Annotated in this window: 16 protein-coding genes; 11 read left to right on the forward strand and 5 right to left on the reverse strand. The window is 71.6% G+C overall.

Going from position 1 to position 16,939, the window contains the following annotated elements; genetic code table 11:
* Window positions 1-136: 136 nt before the first annotated feature.
* The 3 genes from AC067Z_RS00320 to AC067Z_RS00330 are packed head-to-tail and all read left to right on the forward strand — an operon-like array spanning window position 137 to window position 4,205.
* Entirely contained in the window at window positions 137-2,173 is a 2,037-nt protein-coding gene (locus tag AC067Z_RS00320) for a putative cobaltochelatase (protein ID WP_478787147.1), read from the forward strand.
* A complete protein-coding gene (cobO, locus tag AC067Z_RS00325) occupies window positions 2,173-2,781 on the forward strand; it encodes a cob(I)yrinic acid a,c-diamide adenosyltransferase (RefSeq protein WP_360045493.1) in 609 nt (202 codons plus the stop codon). Before AC067Z_RS00320 ends, cobO begins: the two co-directional genes overlap by 1 nt.
* The gene (locus AC067Z_RS00330) at window positions 2,775-4,205 is read left to right on the forward strand and encodes a cobyrinate a,c-diamide synthase (protein WP_478787148.1); all 1,431 of its coding nucleotides are present in this window, start codon (window positions 2,775-2,777) and stop codon (window positions 4,203-4,205) included. The genes cobO and AC067Z_RS00330 overlap by 7 nt, the downstream gene beginning before the upstream one ends.
* 27 nt (window positions 4,206-4,232) lie before the next feature.
* Here the strand turns inward: AC067Z_RS00330 and AC067Z_RS00335 are convergent, their stop codons facing one another.
* Window positions 4,233-4,952: a ZIP family metal transporter gene (locus AC067Z_RS00335; RefSeq protein ID WP_478787149.1), complete on the reverse strand. Its 720-nt coding sequence runs from the start codon at window positions 4,950-4,952 to the stop codon at window positions 4,233-4,235.
* A gap of 83 nt (window positions 4,953-5,035) precedes the next feature.
* Between AC067Z_RS00335 and AC067Z_RS00340 the strand changes: the two genes are divergently transcribed.
* Window positions 5,036-5,602 carry a cobalamin biosynthesis protein gene (locus tag AC067Z_RS00340; RefSeq protein ID WP_478787150.1) on the forward strand — a complete coding sequence of 189 codons (567 nt, stop codon included), beginning with the start codon at window positions 5,036-5,038 and terminating at the stop codon, window positions 5,600-5,602.
* 80 nt (window positions 5,603-5,682) lie between these two features.
* Window positions 5,683-6,780: an Rv2231c family pyridoxal phosphate-dependent protein CobC gene (gene cobC, locus AC067Z_RS00345; protein ID WP_478787151.1), complete on the forward strand. Its 1,098-nt coding sequence runs from the start codon at window positions 5,683-5,685 to the stop codon at window positions 6,778-6,780.
* Window positions 6,781-6,867: 87 nt separating this feature from the next.
* Here the strand turns inward: cobC and AC067Z_RS00350 are convergent, their stop codons facing one another.
* Complete coding sequence (locus AC067Z_RS00350) at window positions 6,868-7,812, reverse strand: SCO1860 family LAETG-anchored protein (RefSeq protein WP_478787152.1); 945 nt, start codon at window positions 7,810-7,812, stop codon at window positions 6,868-6,870.
* 300 nt (window positions 7,813-8,112) lie between these two features.
* A complete protein-coding gene (locus tag AC067Z_RS00355; protein ID WP_478787153.1) occupies window positions 8,113-9,198 on the reverse strand; it encodes an amidohydrolase family protein in 1,086 nt (361 codons plus the stop codon).
* 104 nt (window positions 9,199-9,302) lie between these two features.
* Between AC067Z_RS00355 and AC067Z_RS00360 the strand changes: the two genes are divergently transcribed.
* From AC067Z_RS00360 to thpD, 5 genes are all read left to right on the forward strand, one after another.
* A complete protein-coding gene (locus tag AC067Z_RS00360; RefSeq protein ID WP_478787154.1) occupies window positions 9,303-10,400 on the forward strand; it encodes a pyridoxal-phosphate-dependent aminotransferase family protein in 1,098 nt (365 codons plus the stop codon).
* A gap of 400 nt (window positions 10,401-10,800) precedes the next feature.
* Window positions 10,801-11,358, forward strand: coding sequence for a diaminobutyrate acetyltransferase (gene ectA, locus AC067Z_RS00365; protein ID WP_478787155.1), 558 nt, complete (start codon window positions 10,801-10,803; stop codon window positions 11,356-11,358).
* Window positions 11,359-11,381: 23 nt separating this feature from the next.
* Window positions 11,382-12,650 carry a diaminobutyrate--2-oxoglutarate transaminase gene (gene ectB / locus AC067Z_RS00370; RefSeq protein ID WP_478787156.1) on the forward strand — a complete coding sequence of 423 codons (1,269 nt, stop codon included), beginning with the start codon at window positions 11,382-11,384 and terminating at the stop codon, window positions 12,648-12,650.
* A 34-nt stretch (window positions 12,651-12,684) separates the two neighbouring features.
* The gene (locus tag AC067Z_RS00375) at window positions 12,685-13,083 is read left to right on the forward strand and encodes an ectoine synthase (protein ID WP_478787157.1); all 399 of its coding nucleotides are present in this window, start codon (window positions 12,685-12,687) and stop codon (window positions 13,081-13,083) included.
* A gap of 3 nt (window positions 13,084-13,086) precedes the next feature.
* On the forward strand, window positions 13,087-13,983 hold the full coding sequence (thpD, locus tag AC067Z_RS00380) for an ectoine hydroxylase (protein ID WP_478787158.1): 897 nt from the start codon (window positions 13,087-13,089) through the stop codon (window positions 13,981-13,983).
* A gap of 71 nt (window positions 13,984-14,054) precedes the next feature.
* Here the strand turns inward: thpD and AC067Z_RS00385 are convergent, their stop codons facing one another.
* Window positions 14,055-15,128, reverse strand: a complete 1,074-nt coding sequence (locus AC067Z_RS00385) for an alkene reductase (protein WP_478787159.1) — start codon at window positions 15,126-15,128, stop codon at window positions 14,055-14,057.
* 178 nt (window positions 15,129-15,306) lie between these two features.
* Between AC067Z_RS00385 and AC067Z_RS00390 the strand changes: the two genes are divergently transcribed.
* Window positions 15,307-15,816: a MarR family winged helix-turn-helix transcriptional regulator gene (locus AC067Z_RS00390; protein ID WP_478787160.1), complete on the forward strand. Its 510-nt coding sequence runs from the start codon at window positions 15,307-15,309 to the stop codon at window positions 15,814-15,816.
* Window positions 15,817-15,863: 47 nt separating this feature from the next.
* Here the strand turns inward: AC067Z_RS00390 and AC067Z_RS00395 are convergent, their stop codons facing one another.
* On the reverse strand, window positions 15,864-16,922 hold the full coding sequence (locus tag AC067Z_RS00395) for an aminotransferase class V-fold PLP-dependent enzyme (RefSeq protein ID WP_478787161.1): 1,059 nt from the start codon (window positions 16,920-16,922) through the stop codon (window positions 15,864-15,866).
* Window positions 16,923-16,939 lie beyond the last annotated feature (17 nt).

Here is a 16,939-nt window from a genome sequence, read left to right on the forward strand (position 1 = left end):
CCCACCCCGCCCTCGCCCTGCGCCCGGCGGCGTGGGCGATACCCCCGTCCCGCACCGGGGCTCCGCCCGGGAGCCCCACGCCTCGAACACCGCCGCGGCCGAACTCGGCCTACCTCAACGAAGGAGTGATCAAAGGATGAGCACCCCCTATCCGTTCACCGCGGTCGTCGGGATGGACGATCTGCGGCTGGCCCTGCTGCTCAACGCGGTCAGTCCGGCGGTTGGCGGTGTGCTCGTCCGCGGTGAGAAGGGCACCGCCAAGTCGACGATCGTGCGCGGCCTCACCGCTTTGCTGCCTGCCATGGACGTCGTCCCCGGCTGCCGCTTCTCCTGTCACCCGGCCGCTCCCGACCCCGACTGCCCCGACGGACCCCACGGGGGTGGCGGGGTGGCAAGCCGGCCGACTCCCATGGTCGAGCTGCCCGTCGGCGCCTCGGAGGACCGGCTCGTCGGCGCGCTCGACATCGAGCGGGCACTCGCGGAGGGCGTGAAGGCGTTCGAGCCGGGGCTGCTCGCGGACGCGCACCGCGGGATCCTGTACGTCGACGAGGTCAATCTGCTGCACGACCACCTCGTCGACCTGATGCTGGACGCCGCGGCCATGGGTGCCTCGTACGTCGAGCGTGAGGGTGTCTCCGTACGGCACGCGTCCCGCTTCCTGCTCGTCGGGACCATGAACCCCGAAGAGGGCGAGCTGCGGCCGCAGCTGCTCGACCGCTTCGGGCTGACGGTGGAGGTCGCCGCGTCCCGTGACCCCGACCAGCGGGTCGAGGTCGTACGGCGCAGGCTGGCGTACGACGACGACCCGGCGGCCTTCGCGGCGCGCTGGGCGGACGACGAGGCGGCGCTGCGGGCTCGGATCGTGGCCGCGCGGGAACTGCTGCCCAACGTGCTGCTGGGCGACATGGCGCTCCGTCAGATCGCCGCGACCTGTGCGGCCTTCGAGGTGGACGGTATGCGCGCCGACATCGTGATGGCGCGGACGGCCACCGCGCTGGCCGCCTGGGCCGGGCGGGACGAGGTCGCGGAGGAGGACGTCCGGCAGGCCGCCCTGCTGGCGCTGCCGCACCGCAGGCGGCGCAATCCGTTCGACGCGCCGGGGCTCGACGAGGACAAGCTCGACGAGACGCTGGACGAGTTCGGCGGCGACGAGCCCGATCCGGACCCTGATCCGGACCCCGGACCGGACGGGGACGGCGGCCCCGGCGGCGGGGGCGGCGTGCCCCCGCAGGACCAGGGGCCGGAGGCGTCGCCCGAGGCCACCGGCACGGACGAGCAGCAGGCGGCTCCCTCGCCCGCGCCAGGGGCCGGACGCGGCGAGCAGCAGCCCGTCCGGGCCTCGGAGCCGTTCCGTACGAAGATGCTGAGCGTGCCCGGTCTCGGCGAGGGCGCGGCGGGGCGCAGGTCCCGGGCGCGTACCGAGCACGGCCGTACGACCGGAGCACGGCGGCCGCGCGGGGCGCTCACCAAACTGCACCTGGCCGCGACCGTGCAAGCCGCAGCACCCCATCAGCGGGCCCGCGGCCGCAACGGCCGCGGGCTGGTCGTCCGCCGGGACGACCTGCGGCAGGCGGTCCGCGAAGGGCGCGAGGGCAACCTGGTGCTGTTCGTGGTCGACGCCTCGGGCTCGATGGCGGCGCGGCAGCGGATGAGCGCGGTCAAGGGGGCGGTGCTGTCGCTGCTGCTGGACGCCTACCAGCGGCGCGACAAGGTCGGGCTGATCACCTTCCGCGGCAAGGACGCGGAGCTGGCGCTGCCGCCGACGTCGTCTGTGGACGCGGCCGCATCCCGTCTCGAATCACTGCCGACGGGCGGCCGTACGCCGCTGGCCGCCGGGCTGTTGAAGGCACACGACACGCTGCGCGTGGAACGTCTGCGCGACCCGTCGCGCCGCCCGCTGCTGGTCGTCGTCACGGACGGCCGCGCGACGGCGTCGGGGGGCGGTGACGCGTTCGCCCTCGCGCAGCGCGCCGCACGCCTGCACGCCGCCGAAGGCACCGCCGCGGTGGTCGTCGACTGCGAGTCCGGGTACGTCCGGCTCGGTCTGGCCGGCACGCTCGCCGGCGAACTCGGCGGCACCGCCGTCACCCTCGACGAGCTGCGCGCCGACTCGATCGCCAGCCTCGTCAAGGACGTCCGGAACGTCACCGCAACCACCAGAAGGGCCGCCTGATGCCTCAGGGACAGCCGTCCGTCGTACCCGACGACGGGCTCACCACCCGCCAGCGCCGCAACCGCCCGCTCGTGTTCGTGCACACGGGAATCGGCAAGGGCAAGTCGACCGCCGCGTTCGGGCTCGCGCTGCGCGCCTGGAACCAGGGCTGGCCGGTCGGCGTGTTCCAGTTCGTCAAGTCGGCGAAGTGGAAGGTCGGCGAGGAGAACGCGCTCAAGGTGCTGGGCGCGAGCGGTGAGGGCGGCACCGTCGCCTGGCACAAGATGGGCGAGGGCTGGTCGTGGATCCAGCGTGCCCCCGCCGAGGGCGAGCAGTCCAACGAGGACAAGGCGCGCGAGGGCTGGGAGCAGGTCAAGCGGGACCTGGCCGCCGAGACGCACAAGCTGTACGTCCTCGACGAGTTCGCGTACCCGCTGCACTGGGGGTGGATCGACACGGACGAGGTGATCGAGGTGCTGCGCGCCCGGCCCGGCACCCAGCATGTGGTGATCACCGGCCGCAACGCGCCGCAGAAGCTGATCGACTTCGCCGACCTGGTCACCGACATGTCGAAGGTCAAGCACCCCATGGACGCGGGTCAGAAGGGCCAGCGGGGCATCGAGTGGTAGCACGTCTCGTCATCGCCGCGCCGTCCTCGGGCGCGGGCAAGACCACGGTCGCGACCGGTCTGATGGCCGCATTCGCCGGCCGTGGTCTGGCGGTGTCGCCGCACAAGGTGGGACCGGACTACATCGACCCCGGTTACCACTCGCTGGCCACCGGGCGGCCGGGCCGCAACCTCGACGCGTATCTGTGCGGTACGGAGCTGATCGCACCGCTGTTCGCGCACGGCGCCGGCGGCAGCGAACTGGCCGTCGTCGAGGGCGTGATGGGGCTGTACGACGGTGCCGCAGATCAGGGCGAGCTGGCCTCGACCGCCCAGGTCGCGAAGTTGCTGCGGGCGCCAGTGGTGCTGGTCGTGGACGCGTCGTCGCAGTCGCGGTCGGTCGCGGCGCTGGTGCACGGGTTCGCGTCGTGGGATCCGGAGGTACGGATCGGGGGCGTGATCCTCAACAAGGTCGCCACCGACCGTCATGAGCATCTGCTGCGGGAGGCGCTGGGCGGTTCGGGCGTACCGGTGCTGGGAGCGCTGCGGCGGGCGGGCGATGTCGCGACGCCCTCGCGCCATCTTGGGCTCGTACCGGTCGCCGAGCGGCGGGTCGAGGCGGTGGATGCGATCGCGGCGATGGCGGAGCAGGTACGGGCCGGGTGCGACCTGGATGCGTTGCTGGCGCTCGCGAGGAGTGCGCCGCGGTTGGACGCCGCTCCGTGGGCTCCGGGCCTCGCAGAGCGGCTGGGCACCGGTGGTCCCGTTGCGCCCACCCTCCCCGGGGGTTCCCCCGCGGCCGCGGCGGGCGATCGCGCGCACCCGGTGGTGGCCGTCGCCGGTGGCGCCGCGTTCACCTTCTCGTACGCCGAGCACGTCGAGCTGCTGGAGGCGGCGGGCGCCGAGGTGGTGACCTTCGACCCGCTCCGGGACGAGCAGCTTCCCGAGGGGACCCGCGGGCTCGTCATCGGCGGCGGATTCCCGGAGATGTACGCGCCCGAGCTCTCCGCGAACGAGTCGTTGCGCAAGGCCGTCGCCGAACTGGCCCGCTCGGGGGCGCCGATCGCGGCCGAGTGCGCCGGGCTGCTGTATCTGGCCCGGTCCCTCGACGGGAAGCCCATGTGCGGAGTCCTGGATGCCGAAGCACGGATGTCGGGGCGGCTGACGCTCGGCTACCGGGAGGCCGTTGCGGTGGCCGACAGCCCACTGGCCGCCGCCGGGACGCGGATGCGTGGCCATGAGTTCCATCGCACGGTGCTGGAGCCCGGCGCGGGCCCGGTGCCCGCATGGGGCATGGTGCGTCCGGAGCGGCGGGTGGAGGGCTTCGTCCAGCAGGGCGTGCACGCCAGCTATCTGCACACGCACTGGGCGGCCCGGCCGGAGGTCGCGGCCCGGTTCGTCGCCTCGTGCGGGGCGGAGGTCCCGCCCACGGCCGCCAGGCCGTAGGGAGGCCCGGGCATGAGGACGTGCGGCTCATTCGGCGAGGCCGACCACCAGCCAGATGAATGCGACGCCGCCCGCGGTGCACAACAGCGTGGAGCGGGCGGGGTGTTCGTGGTGGGCCTCGGGCAGGATCTCGGCGGCGGCCAGGTAGAGAAGCGCGCCGCCGAAGAAGCCGAGATAGCTGCCGAGGAGTTCCTCGGGAAGGGTGAACAGCAGGGTGGACGCCGCCCCCACGACGGGCGCGAGTGCGTCGGCGATCAGCATGACGACCGCCTTGCGGCGAGTGTTCCCGTACAGGCTGGTGATCGTGTACGTGTTGAAGCCGTCGGCGAAGTCGTGCGTGATGACGGCGAGCGCGACGGTCGCGCCCATTCCGCCGCCGACCTGGAACGCGGCGCCCAGCGCGATGCCGTCCATGAGGCTGTGGGTGACCATCGCGGCTGCCGCCGTCATGCCCACCTGCGGTACGCGGCGTTCCGCGCCGTGCGCCGCCTGCCGCACGGCCAGCAGCCGTTCCACCATGTGCCCCGCGAGGAAGCCGCCGACGAACAAAAGCAGGGCCTGCGAGACGCCGAACACCGGCCTGCCCGCCGCCTCGATCGCCTCCGGGAGCAGGTCGAGGCCGACCACGCCGAGCATGAGTCCGCCCGCGAGACCGAGCACGAGGTGGCGGCGGTCGGTGACGCGGTGCGCCATCCAGCCGCCGAACAGCGTCATGAGGAACGCGCCGAGCGCGACGAACACCGCCATGGGCCCTTGCTAGCGGATCGCCCCACTCCGGCGCACATCAAGGCCGGGCCCGTTCACCCGGTTGCCGCGACGAGGAACCGCTGATGCCTCTCCCGACCGGCCCGGGTGGCGCGCCCGGTACGCCGCTACCTGCCCGGGCGGTCGTCCCGGGGCCGCAACGGAGGCCGCGGCACCACGCCGAGTTGTCACAGGCGCCCGAGTACGTCCACCACGAGGACGGACAGGGCCTTGTCGTCGGCGTCGGCGCGTCCCGGGGTGTTCCGGTCGACGAGGTGGTGCAGCTGGTCCTCTCCGTGCTGCGCGAGGCGTCCCTGCCGGCGCGGGACGTGGTCGAGATCGCCACGCTCGACTCGAAGGCCTGGGAGCCGGGGGTGGTCGCCGCTGCCGTGCGGTTGGGCGTTCCGCTGGTGACGTACACGGCCGCGGAGCTGGCCGGTGTCCGCGTCGCGAACGAGTCCGCGGCGGTGCTGGAGGCGGTGGGCACGCCCTCGGTGGCGGAGGCGGCGGCCCTCGCGGGTGGCGGCGAGCTGCTCGTACCCAAACGCAGGTCGTCCCCCGTGGGGCGGCCCGCCGGTGTGACATGCGCCATTGCCCGGCGGACGTCGCGGACGTCCCCGGCACCTGACGGGATCCGGCGGCAGGAGACATGATGACCGTCGTGCGTTCTTCCACCCCCCACACATCGAGGAGACCCCTGTGATCAGCCCTCCTGCGGCGCTGCGTGGCAGCCATGTACACGCGCACTGACCACCGGGGCATGCCCGAGTATCCGGAGCGGCCGCCGGGCGGCCACGATCTGCGCCACCACGGCGATGCCGAGATGCGGGACTGTGCCTCGGACCTGGTCGATCTCGCGGTCAACGTACGCACCGGCACGCCGCCCGGCTGGCTGCGGGAGTGCATCGCCGGTTCGCTGGGCTCGCTCGCGGCGTATCCGGACGGCCGGGCGGCTCGGGCCGCTGTCGCACGGCGGCACGGCCTGCCCGTGGAGCGGGTGCTGCTGACGGCGGGGGCCGCGGAGGCGTTCGTGCTGCTGGCGCGTGCTCTGCGGGTGCGGCAACCGGTCGTCGTGCATCCGCAGTTCACGGAGCCGGAGGCGGCGCTGCGGGACGCGGGCCACGAGGTGGGGCGCGTGCTGCTGCGCGAGGAGGACGGCTTCCGGCTGGATCCCAAGGCCGTGCCCGAGTCCGCGGATCTGGTCGTGATCGGCAATCCGACGAATCCGACATCGGTCCTGCATCCGGCCGCGCAGATCGCCGAACTTGCCCGTCCCGGGCGGCTGCTGGTGGTGGACGAGGCGTTCATGGACGCGGTGCCCGGCGAGACGGAGGCGCTTGCGGGCCGCACGGACGTCCCCGGCCTCGTCGTGCTGCGCAGCCTCACCAAGACGTGGGGGCTCGCGGGTCTGCGGATCGGCTATGTGCTGGCCGAGCAGGAGACGATCGCCGCGCTGGAGCGGGCGCAGCCGCTGTGGCCAGTGTCCACACCGGCCCTCGCCGCGGCGGAGGCATGCATGGGGAGCGACGCGCTGGCGGAGGCGGCCGAGGCCGCGCGGCGGATCGCGGCGGACCGGAGGCATCTGCTGGCGGGGCTCGCCGAGTTCGACGAGGTGCGGGCCGTGGAGCCCGCGGAGGGACCGTTCGTGCTCGTGCGGATCCGGCATGCGCAGCAGGTACGGGGGCGGCTGCGGTCCCTGGGGTTCGCGGCCCGGCGAGGGGACACGTTCCCGGGTCTCGACGGCGACTGGCTGCGGCTCGCGGTACGTGACCGGGCCACGACGAATCGTTTCCTTCAGGCGCTCGACCAGGCCCTGGTCATGGTGGGCTGACGCGGGACCGGCGCCCGTGGCAGCCCACCACGGGCACGCCCGTCCGGCCGGGCCCCTCCCCCTCGGCGGGGCCCGACAGGGTACGGATCAACTCCGGGAGCGCGAGCGGCGCCGCGTGAGCACCATCGCTGCGGCACCCGCGGCCAGCAGCAGGGCGGCGCTGCCGGCGATGTACGGGGTGGTCGAACTGCCGCCGGTCTCGGCCAGGTTCTCCTCGGGCTCCTGCCCGGACTGGGCCGCGACGTCCTTGGGCGGTGCCGTGCTCGGCTGCTCCTCGGCAGGCTTCTCGACCGGCTTCTCGGGTGCGTCGGGCGACTCGCATGTCGCCTCGGCGAGGGTGACCTCGCCGGTGACATCGGCGACGTTCAGCTCCAGGGGATTCACCGAGACCTCGAGCTGCAGGGCCGTGGCAGCGGCCGTACGCGTCGTGGTGTGCGTCTTCGACAGGTCGAGGGTCACCTCGCCGACCCCCGGCACCTTCACGTGCGTCGGTCCGCCCGTGCTCAGCGTGACCTTCTTGCCGAGCACCTTCACGTGTCCGAGCACGTTCGACTTGGCGACCGGCTGCTTGCCGGCCTCGCAGACGGCCTCGGAGGTGACCTTCTCGACCTCGATGAGGGACAACAGGGGCAGCCCGGGGACATGGACCCTGGCGCGGACGAGGTTGCTGCGCGCCTCGGCCCTTCCGTCCTCGACGTGTGCCTTCGCGGTGGCCACGTCGGCGCGCAGCAGCTGTACGGGCCGCCCCTTGTCGACACCGTCCAACTCCACGCTGAGCGCGGTCTTTTCGGCGCTCGCCGGCGCCTGCACCTCGTTGAGCGTGGCGGTGAGCGGCACATCGACGGTCTTGTTGAGCAGGGCAACGTCGAGGCCGGTACGGAGCACGACCGCGCCCGCCTTGCCCTCGCCGCCGGTGGCGTGGGCCGGGGCGGCGAGCGCGAGGGGGCCGGCGACCACTGCGGCGGCGGCCGTCGCCGCGGCTGCCCTGCGTGCGGAACCGCGTGCGGGCATACGGAAGGTGTTGCTGTTCACAATGGTGGAACCCCCACAAGAGACATGGCGCCGTCGGCCTGCCCGGGGACACGGGCGGCGGTGGCGAAGACACCCGAATCTTTACGCACGGAGAGTGAACCGACAGACACCTGAAGTGAGTTCACTCCAACGTGGGGTTTCCGTGCCCATTTTCGATTCTTGAGGTACGGACGTTCCCTTGGGCCCGCGTGTCGCGCCCCGAGGGTGGTGCGCCGGTCGCTCCCGACCGGCGTGCGGAGTTCTTCAACGACCGGCCGGTGGACCGGGTCACGCCCGGTCAACACGCCACCTCCCAGGGCATCAGCCGATGATCCGCCCGTTGAGAATCACCCGACGCGGCGCCGCCAGCGCCCGCACATCGGCCCGCGGATCCTCGTCGTACACCACCAGATCGGCGGGAGCGCCCTCCTCCAGCCCCGGACGGCCCAGCCACTGCCGTGCACCCCAGGCGGTCGCCGACAGGGCCTGCAGAGGCGGAATACCGGCCTTCACGAGCTCGGCCACCTCCTGGGCCACCAGACCGTGCGCCAGCGAGCCGCCCGCGTCGGTGCCGACGAACACCGGGATGCCCGCGTCGTAGGCCGCGCGCACGGTGTCGTACCGGCGCGCGTGCAGGCTGCGCATATGCGCCGACCACCGGGGGAACCTGCTCTCGCCGCCGGCCGCGAGGTCCGGGAACGTGGCGATGTTGACCAGCGTGGGGACGATCGCGACGCCCCGCTCGGCGAACAGCGGGATGGTGTCCTCCGTCAGCCCCGTGGCGTGCTCGATGCAGTCGATCCCGGCCTCGACGAGGTCACGCAGCGAGTCCTCCGCGAAGCAGTGCGCGGTCACCCGGGCACCCAGGCGGTGCGCCTCGGCGATGGCCGCCTCGACCGCGCCGCGCGGCCAGCAGGCGGTGAGGTCCCCCGCGTCGCGGTCGATCCAGTCGCCGACGAGCTTGACCCAGCCGTCGCTCCGGCGGGCCTCCCGGGCGACGTAGGCGACCAGGTCGTCGGGCTCGATCTCGTGCGCGTAGTTGCGGATGTAGCGGCGCGTGCGTGCGATGTGCCGGCCGGCTCTGATGATCTTCGGCAGGTCCTCCCGGTCGTCGATCCACCGTGTGTCGGACGGCGACCCGGCGTCGCGCAGCAGCAGCGTGCCCGCGTCCCGGTCGGTGATCGCCTGCTTCTCACTGGTCGCGGGGTCGACCGCACCGTGGCGGTCGAGCCCCACGTGGCAGTGGGCGTCGACGAGTCCCGGCAGTGCCCATCCGTGCACGGTGACGGCCTCGGCGTCAGGACGGTCGAAGGTGATCCTGCCGTCCACCGCCCAGACCTCGTCGCGCGCCTCGTCGGGTCCGACGAGCACCCGCCCCTTCACGTGCAGCACCGCGTGATCGCTCATGTCAGGCACTGTACGAGGCGCTCGGTAGGCTCGGCCGGGAGCCCGGACAACGACCGGAGTCCGCACCGCCGAAGACCGCACACCGAAGAGAGCAGAGCACCGCCGTGACTCACCCCCTGCTGGATCTGGCCCCGCTGACCGCCGCGCACTTCGCCGCCATCGAGCACAGGGTCGCCGCTCTCCTCGGCACCGGGCAGGACGTGGTGATCATGCAGGGCGAGGCGCTGCTGCCGCTGGAGGGATGCATCAGGGGCGGCGCACGGGAGGGCTCCACCGCTCTGAACGTGGTGACGGGTCCGTACGGGCAGACCTTCGGCAACTGGCTGCGTGACTGCGGTGCCCGGGTCGTCGACCTCGAAGTGCCGTTCCACACGGCGGTTTCGGCGGAGCAGGTCGCCGAGTCCCTGGCGGCCCACCCGGAGATCGACTTCGTCTCGCTGGTGCACGCCGAGGCGGCGACCGGCAACACCAACCCGGTCGCGGAGATCGGTGAGGTGGTCAGGGCGCACGGCGCGCTGTTCATGCTGGACGCGGTCGCCTCCGTCGGCGCGGAGCCCCTGCTGCCGGACACGTGGGGCGTGGATCTGTGTGTGATCGGCGCCCAGAAGGCGATGGGCGGCCCGGCGGGTGTCTCCGCGGTGTCGGTGAGCGAGCGGGCATGGGAGCGCATGTCGGCCAATCCGGCCGCGCCGCGGCGTTCGTACCTGTCGCTCCTGGACTGGCAGGAGCGCTGGATCGACGGCGGCCGCAAGGCGCTGCTGCACGCTCCCGCGCAGCTGGAGATGCTGGCGCTCGAGGCGTGCCTGGAGCGCATCGAGGCCGAGGGCCTGGACGCGGTGATGGCGCGGCACGCGTCGGCGGCTGCCGCCACGCGTGCCGGTGCGCTGGCGCTCGGCGGCGGGCTCGCGCCGTATGTCCACCGGGCGGAGGAGGCCGCACCGGTGGCGACGACGCTGCGCGCCCCCGAAGGGGTCGACGCGCGCGAGCTGGTGGCGGCGGCGCTGGCCGCCGACCCCTCGCTGCCGCTGATCGCGGGCGGTGGCGCCCTGGCCAAGGAGATGATCCGGGTCAATCACTACGGGGTGGACGCCACGCGCGGTGTCGTGCAGTCCTCGCTGGCGGCGCTCGGTTCGGCGCTCGCCGGGCACGGCAGGCCGGTCGACCTCGAGGGCGCGCGCCGGGCGGCCGGCGCGAGCTGGTAGCGGCACCGGCGAGGGCCGGACGGCGTCCGCAGCCGGCCCTCGTCGCCTGTGGCAATATCGCCCCACGCACACGGAACATGAATTCACAGCACGGCCCGGAAAGAATGCGGTAAGTAAATTCGGATGAACAGTTCCCCGCATTCTGCTGCCCCCGATCCCACGACCTAAACGCAGAGATTCGAATAGATTCCGTAGGCGATTCGTACACGTGTCAACGCGGTTTCCCGCATGTGACCGACGCCACATGAAGTCTGCTTTGCCCCCTCATATCCGGTCAAACAAGGGCGATCAGCGGGTCATATGCAGGGCGGCTCGCGCCCGCGCGATAACACAGGACCGGCCGCCACCCAACCCCTTGGCCCGATGCAATCTCTGAATTTGCTCGGTAAATTCAATTCGCATGACCGCCGCACAGGAAGACCTTGTACGAGCCCGAGACGGATTCACCGATTCTGCCGACTCCCCGGAGTTCCTTGAGATAGACACCCCACGAGTAGAGGACGGAGCCGCGATCTGGCGCATCGCCCGCGACTCCGAGGTCCTGGACCTCAACTCCTCGTACAGCTATCTGCTGTGGTGTCGGGACTTCGCGGCCACCTCCGTCGTGGCCCGCGGCCAGGACGGAGAGCCGATCGCCTTCGTCACCGGCTATGTACGGCCCGACCGCCCGGAGGCACTCGTCGTCTGGCAGGTCGCCGTCGACCGTGCGCACCGCGGCCGGGGACTGGCCGGCGTCCTGCTGGACGCCCTGACCGCCAAGGTCACCGGCGGTCGCGGAGTCCGCGAGATCGAGACGACCATCACCCCGGACAACACCGCGTCGGACCGACTGTTCACCTCCTACGCCAAGCGCCACGAGGCGCCGTTGAGCCACGAAGTCCTCTTCGACGGCGGGCTGTTCCCCGAGGGAACCCACCAGCCGGAAGTGCTCTACCGCATCGGCCCTCTCGCCGCCTGACCCCCCACTTCTTGGAGACTGTCGTGACCATCACCCCGCCCGCCCTGAGCGTTTTCCAGACCCTCGAGTCCGAAGTGCGCAGCTACTGCCGTGGCTGGCCCGCCGTGTTCGACCGCGCACAGGGCAGCTATCTGCACGACGAGGACGGCCACACCTACCTCGACTTCTTCGCCGGCGCCGGATCGCTCAACTACGGGCACAACAACCCGGTCCTGAAACGGGCGCTGATCGACTACATCGAGCGCGACGGCATCACCCACGGCCTGGACATGGCGACGGCCGCGAAGCGCGCCTTCCTGGAGTCGTTCGAGAACGTCGTGCTGCGCCCGCGCGATCTGCCGTACAAGGTCATGTTCCCCGGCCCGACCGGCACCAACGCCGTCGAGGCCGCGCTGAAGCTGGCCCGCAAGGTGAAGGGGCGCGAGGCGATCGTCTCGTTCACCAACGCCTTCCACGGCATGTCGCTCGGCTCGCTCGCCGTCACCGGCAACGCGTTCAAGCGCGCCGGGGCCGGCATCCCCCTCGTGCACGGCACGCCGATGCCGTTCGACAACTACTTCGACGGCCAGGTCCCGGACTTCCTGTGGTTCGAGCGGCTCCTGGAGGACCAGGGCTCCGGCCTGAACAAGCCCGCCGCGGTGATCGTCGAGACGGTGCAGGGCGAGGGCGGCATCAACGTCGCACGCGCCGAATGGCTGCGCGCGCTCAAGGAGCTGTGCGAGCGCCAGGACATGCTGCTGATCGTCGACGACATCCAGATGGGCTGCGGCCGCACCGGCGGCTTCTTCTCCTTCGAGGAGGCCGGCATCGTCCCGGACATCGTGACGCTGTCCAAGTCCATCAGCGGCTACGGACTGCCCATGTCGCTGTGCCTGTTCAAGCCGGAGCTGGACATCTGGGAGCCGGGCGAGCACAACGGCACCTTCCGCGGCAACAACCCGGCCTTCGTGACGGCAGCCGCCGCGCTCAACACCTACTGGGCCGACGGCCAGATGGAGAAGCAGACCCTCGCCCGCGGCGAACAGGTCGAGCGCGCGCTGCTCGCCATCGTCGACGAAATGGGCGGCGAGGGTGTGAGCTTCCGCGGCCGCGGACTCGTGTGGGGCATGGAGTTCGAGGACAAGGCGCGCGCCTCCGCGGTCTGCGCCCGTGCCTTCGAACTCGGCCTGCTGCTGGAGACCTCGGGTCCGGAGAGCGAGGTCGTGAAGCTCCTGCCCGCACTGACCATCACTCCCGACGAGCTGGACGAAGGTCTGCGCATTCTGGCGCGCTCCGTCCGCGAGACCGCCTGACACAGGCGCACGAAGAGAAAGGCATCGACGCACCGTGATCGTCCGATCGTTCAAGGACATCGAGAACACCGACCGCCATGTGAAGTCCGCGTCCGGGACCTGGGAGAGCAAGCGCATCGTGCTCGCCAAGGAGAAGGTCGGCTTCTCGCTGCACGAAACCGTGCTGTACGCGGGTACGGAGACCTCCATGTGGTACGCGAACCACATCGAGGCCGTGCTCTGTGTGGAGGGCGAGGCCGAGCTGACCAACGACGAGACGGGCGAGACCCACTGGATCGAGCCCGGGACCATGTACCTGCTGGACGGGCACGAGAAGCACACCATGCGTCCCAAGACCGATTTCCGCTGTGTCTGCGTCTTCAATCCGCCCGTGACCGGACGGGAGGACCACGACGAGAACGGCGTCTACCCCCTGCTGACGGAGGAGGGCTGAAACATGACCACCGCACCCGCACGCACCGATCTGTACCCCACCCGTGGCGCGAGTGAGGTGACGACCCCGCGTCAGGACCCGGTCGTCTGGTCCGCTCCGGGCACCCCGGGGCCGATCGTCACGGCCGATCTGATGGGCTTCGAGCGCGACGGTTTCCTCACCGTCGACCAGCTGATCAGCGACGACGAGGTCGCGGTGTACCGCGCCGAACTGGACCGGCTCATCGCCGACCCGGCGGTCCGCGCCGACGAGCGCTCGATCATCGAGCCCACGTCCCAGGACGTGCGGTCGGTGTTCGAGGTGCACAAGCTGAGCGAGCTCTTCGAGGCGCTGGTGCGCGACGAGCGGGTTGTGGGCAGAGCCCGTCAGATCCTCGGCTCGGACGTGTACGTCCACCAGTCGCGCATCAACGTGAAGCCGGGCTTCGGCGCCTCGGGCTTCTACTGGCACTCGGACTTCGAGACGTGGCACGCGGAGGACGGTCTGCCGAACATGCGGACCGTGTCGGTGTCGATCGCGCTGACCGAGAACCTGGACACCAACGGCGGCCTGATGATCATGCCGGGCTCGCACCGGACGTTCCTGGGCTGCTCAGGCGAGACCCCGAAGGACAACTACAAGAAGTCGCTGCAGATGCAGGACGCGGGCACGCCGTCGGACGAGGCGCTGACGCACTTCGCCGACGACCACGGCATCCGGCTGTTCACCGGCCGGGCCGGTTCGGCGACCTGGTTCGACTGCAACTGCATGCACGGTTCCGGCGACAACATCACGCCCTATCCGCGCAGCAACGTCTTCATCGTGTTCAACAGCGTGGAGAACACCGCGGTGGAGCCCTTCGCGGCCCCCGTACCGCGCCCCGAGTTCATCGGCGCGCGGGACTTCACCCCGGTGCGATAGCTCACCGGCCGCACGCAGGCGGGGCCGGTCTCCTTCCCCTTCGGAGACCGGCCCCGCCTGCGTGTGTGCGCTCAGCCGGCGAGCGCCGGGTAGTCGATGAAGCCCTTGTCGTCCCCGCCGAAGAACGAGGACGGGTCGGGGGTGTTGTAGGGGCCGCCGGCCTTGAGGCGGGCCGGGAGGTCCGGGTTGGCGAGGAACAGGGCGCCGTAGGAGATCAGATCGGCGATGCCGTCCTCGATGAGAGTGAGCTCGCCGGGGCCGGTCGGGCCATCCGTCGCCGCGTTGAGCACGAAGGTCCCGGAGAACAGCTTGCGCAGGGTCTGGGTGAGCTCCCGCCGCTCGGGGGTGGCCTCGATGAGGTGCAGATAGGCGAGACCGAGCGGCTCCAGCCGCTGGACGAGGGCGGTGTACGCGGCCTCCGGCTCGGGCTCGTCGATGTCGTTGTACGGGTTCGCCGGCGAGAGCCGGATGGCGGTGCGCTCGGCGCCGATCTCCTCGGCCACGGCCTTGACGACCTCGGTGGCGAAGCGGATGCGGTTCTCGGCCGGGCCGCCCCATTCGTCGGTGCGGGCGTTGGTGTTGGGCGCGAGGAACTGGTGGATGAGGTAGCCGTTGGCGCCGTGCAGTTCGACGCCGTCGAAGCCCGCCTCCACGGCGTTGCGGGCCGCCGCCGCGAAGTCGGCGATGGTGGCGCGGATGTCGTCGGCGGACAGCTCCTGCGGGGTGACGAAGTCCTTGGGTCCCTCGTGCGTGTAGACCTGTCCCTGCGCGGCGACCGGGGAGGCGCCCACCGGTACGAGTCCGTCGGGCAGGAGCACCGGGTGGCCGATGCGGCCGGCGTGCATCAGCTGGGCGTAGATCGTGCCGCCGGCGGCGTGCACGGCGTCGGTGACCTTGCGCCAGGCGGCGATCTGCTCGCGGCTGTGCAGTCCGGGCGTGTCGGGGTATCCCTGGCCGACGACGGAGGGCTGGATGCCCTCGGTGATGATCAGGCCCGCGGATGCGCGCTGTGCGTAGTACTCCACCACCGAGGGTGTGGGCGTCAGTCCGGGGCCGTGGGCGCGGCTGCGGGTCATGGGCGCCATGGCGATGCGGTTCGCGAGCTGCTCGCCGCCGAGCTGGACCGGGTCGAAAGCGGTGGTCATGATGCATCCCCAATACGTTATGTGGTCGGCCAAGTAATGGGCTCGATGAACACTGTACAGCATTCATTGGTCGGCCAAGGTAATATGTGTGACAGCATCTGGAACGAGGGCCTGAACCGCCCTACAGGCCCTGTGGCCGAACAAGGGGTCCGCACCACCCACCGCCGAGGAGGCCGCCATGTCCGCCGCGCCCGATACACGGGACCAGCCCGCCTGTACCGACGCCCTCCCCCTCGCCGCCCGCGGTGGCCCGGTGAGTCACGCCCTGTCGCGCGTGGCCAGGCTGCACCGCATCGCCGCGGGCAAGCAGCTCAGGAGCCTGGGCCTCTACCCCGGCCAGGAGTTCCTGATGATGCGGCTGTGGGGCGCCGGCCCGGTGCGGCAGTCCGAACTGATCAGGGAAGTGGGCCTCGATCCCTCGACGGTCACCAAGATGCTCCAGCGGCTGGAGCAGACCGGCCACGTCACCCGCTGCCCGGACCCGGCGGACCGCCGCGCGGTCGTGGTCGAGGCGACGGACCGCAGCTGCGCGCTGCTCACGGACATGTCCGCCGCGTGGACGGAACTGGAGGACCGCACGCTGGCCGACCTGGCGCCGGACGAGCGCGCCGAACTGCTGCGGCTGCTCGGCAAGGTCGAGGCGAGCCTGTGCACGGAGACGGCGGAGTGCACGGAGGCTCAGGGCTGAGTCCCTTGCCCCAGCCGTAGGCGCGTGCGTGAGACCGCATCCGGAACCTAACCGGCCAGGCGGTCCAGCACACGCTCCACGTCGGCGGTCGAGTTGTACAGATGGAACGCGGCACGCAGATTGCCCGCGCGTTCCGAGACGACGATCCCGGACTCGGCCAGCTCGCGGGCCCGGTGGCCGAGGCCGGGGACGGCGACGATCGCCGAACCCTCGGCCGGGACGGGTACCCTCCCCAGCCCCATGAGCCCGTCCCTGAACTGCCGTGCGAGCGCGGTGTCGTGGGCGTGCACAGCCCCGATCCCGATCTCCTCCAGCAGTGCGAGCGACTGCTCTGCGCCGTGGTACGACGGGAAGGCAGGGGGCTCGTCGTAACGGCGGGCGGATGCGGCGAGTTCCTCGATCGGGCCGTACGTCGTCTCCCACAGCCGCTCCGCGGCGAAGGTACCGGCGTGCAGCGGGACCAGCTCCCGCCGGGCCTCCTCCGTCACCGTGAGGAACGAGACGCCGCGCGGGCACAGCAGATACTTGAAGCCGCCCGTGACGGTGTAGTCCCACTCCCCTGCAGCGAGCGGCAGCCAGCCCGCCGACTGGCTGGCGTCGAGGAGCGTCCGGGCGCCGTGCGCTTGCACCGCGGCCCGGATCGCCGGCAGGTCGGCGATCCGGCCGTCGGCGGACTGCACGCTCGAGAACGCCACCAACGCGGTCCCCGGCCGCACGGCCTCGGCCAGACTCTCCAGCGGGGCGTAGCGCAGCTTGAGGTCGCCGCGCACGACGAAGGGCGTGATGACCGAGGCGTACTCGCCCTCGGGGAACAGCACTTCGGCGCCGGGCCGCAGGGAGGCAGCGATCAGCCCGACATGCACGGAGACCGATCCGCCGATCGCCACGTCGTCGGCGCCCACCCCGGCGAGTCGGGCGAAGGTCTCCCGGGCACCGGTCACGACCGCCCAGTCCCCTGCACCGCCCGGCCGCCCGTCGGCCAGCTCGCCGAGGAGCTGTGTGACGGCGCGTACCGTCCGGCGGGGCAGGAGCCCGCAGCTGGAGGTGTTCAGATACGTCGACGTGGGCGCGAACTCGGTTCCGGCCAGGGCGCTGAGGATCTCCATGCGCCCAACCCTGGGCC

This window comes from Streptomyces sp. NPDC043812 (assembly GCF_056436245.1).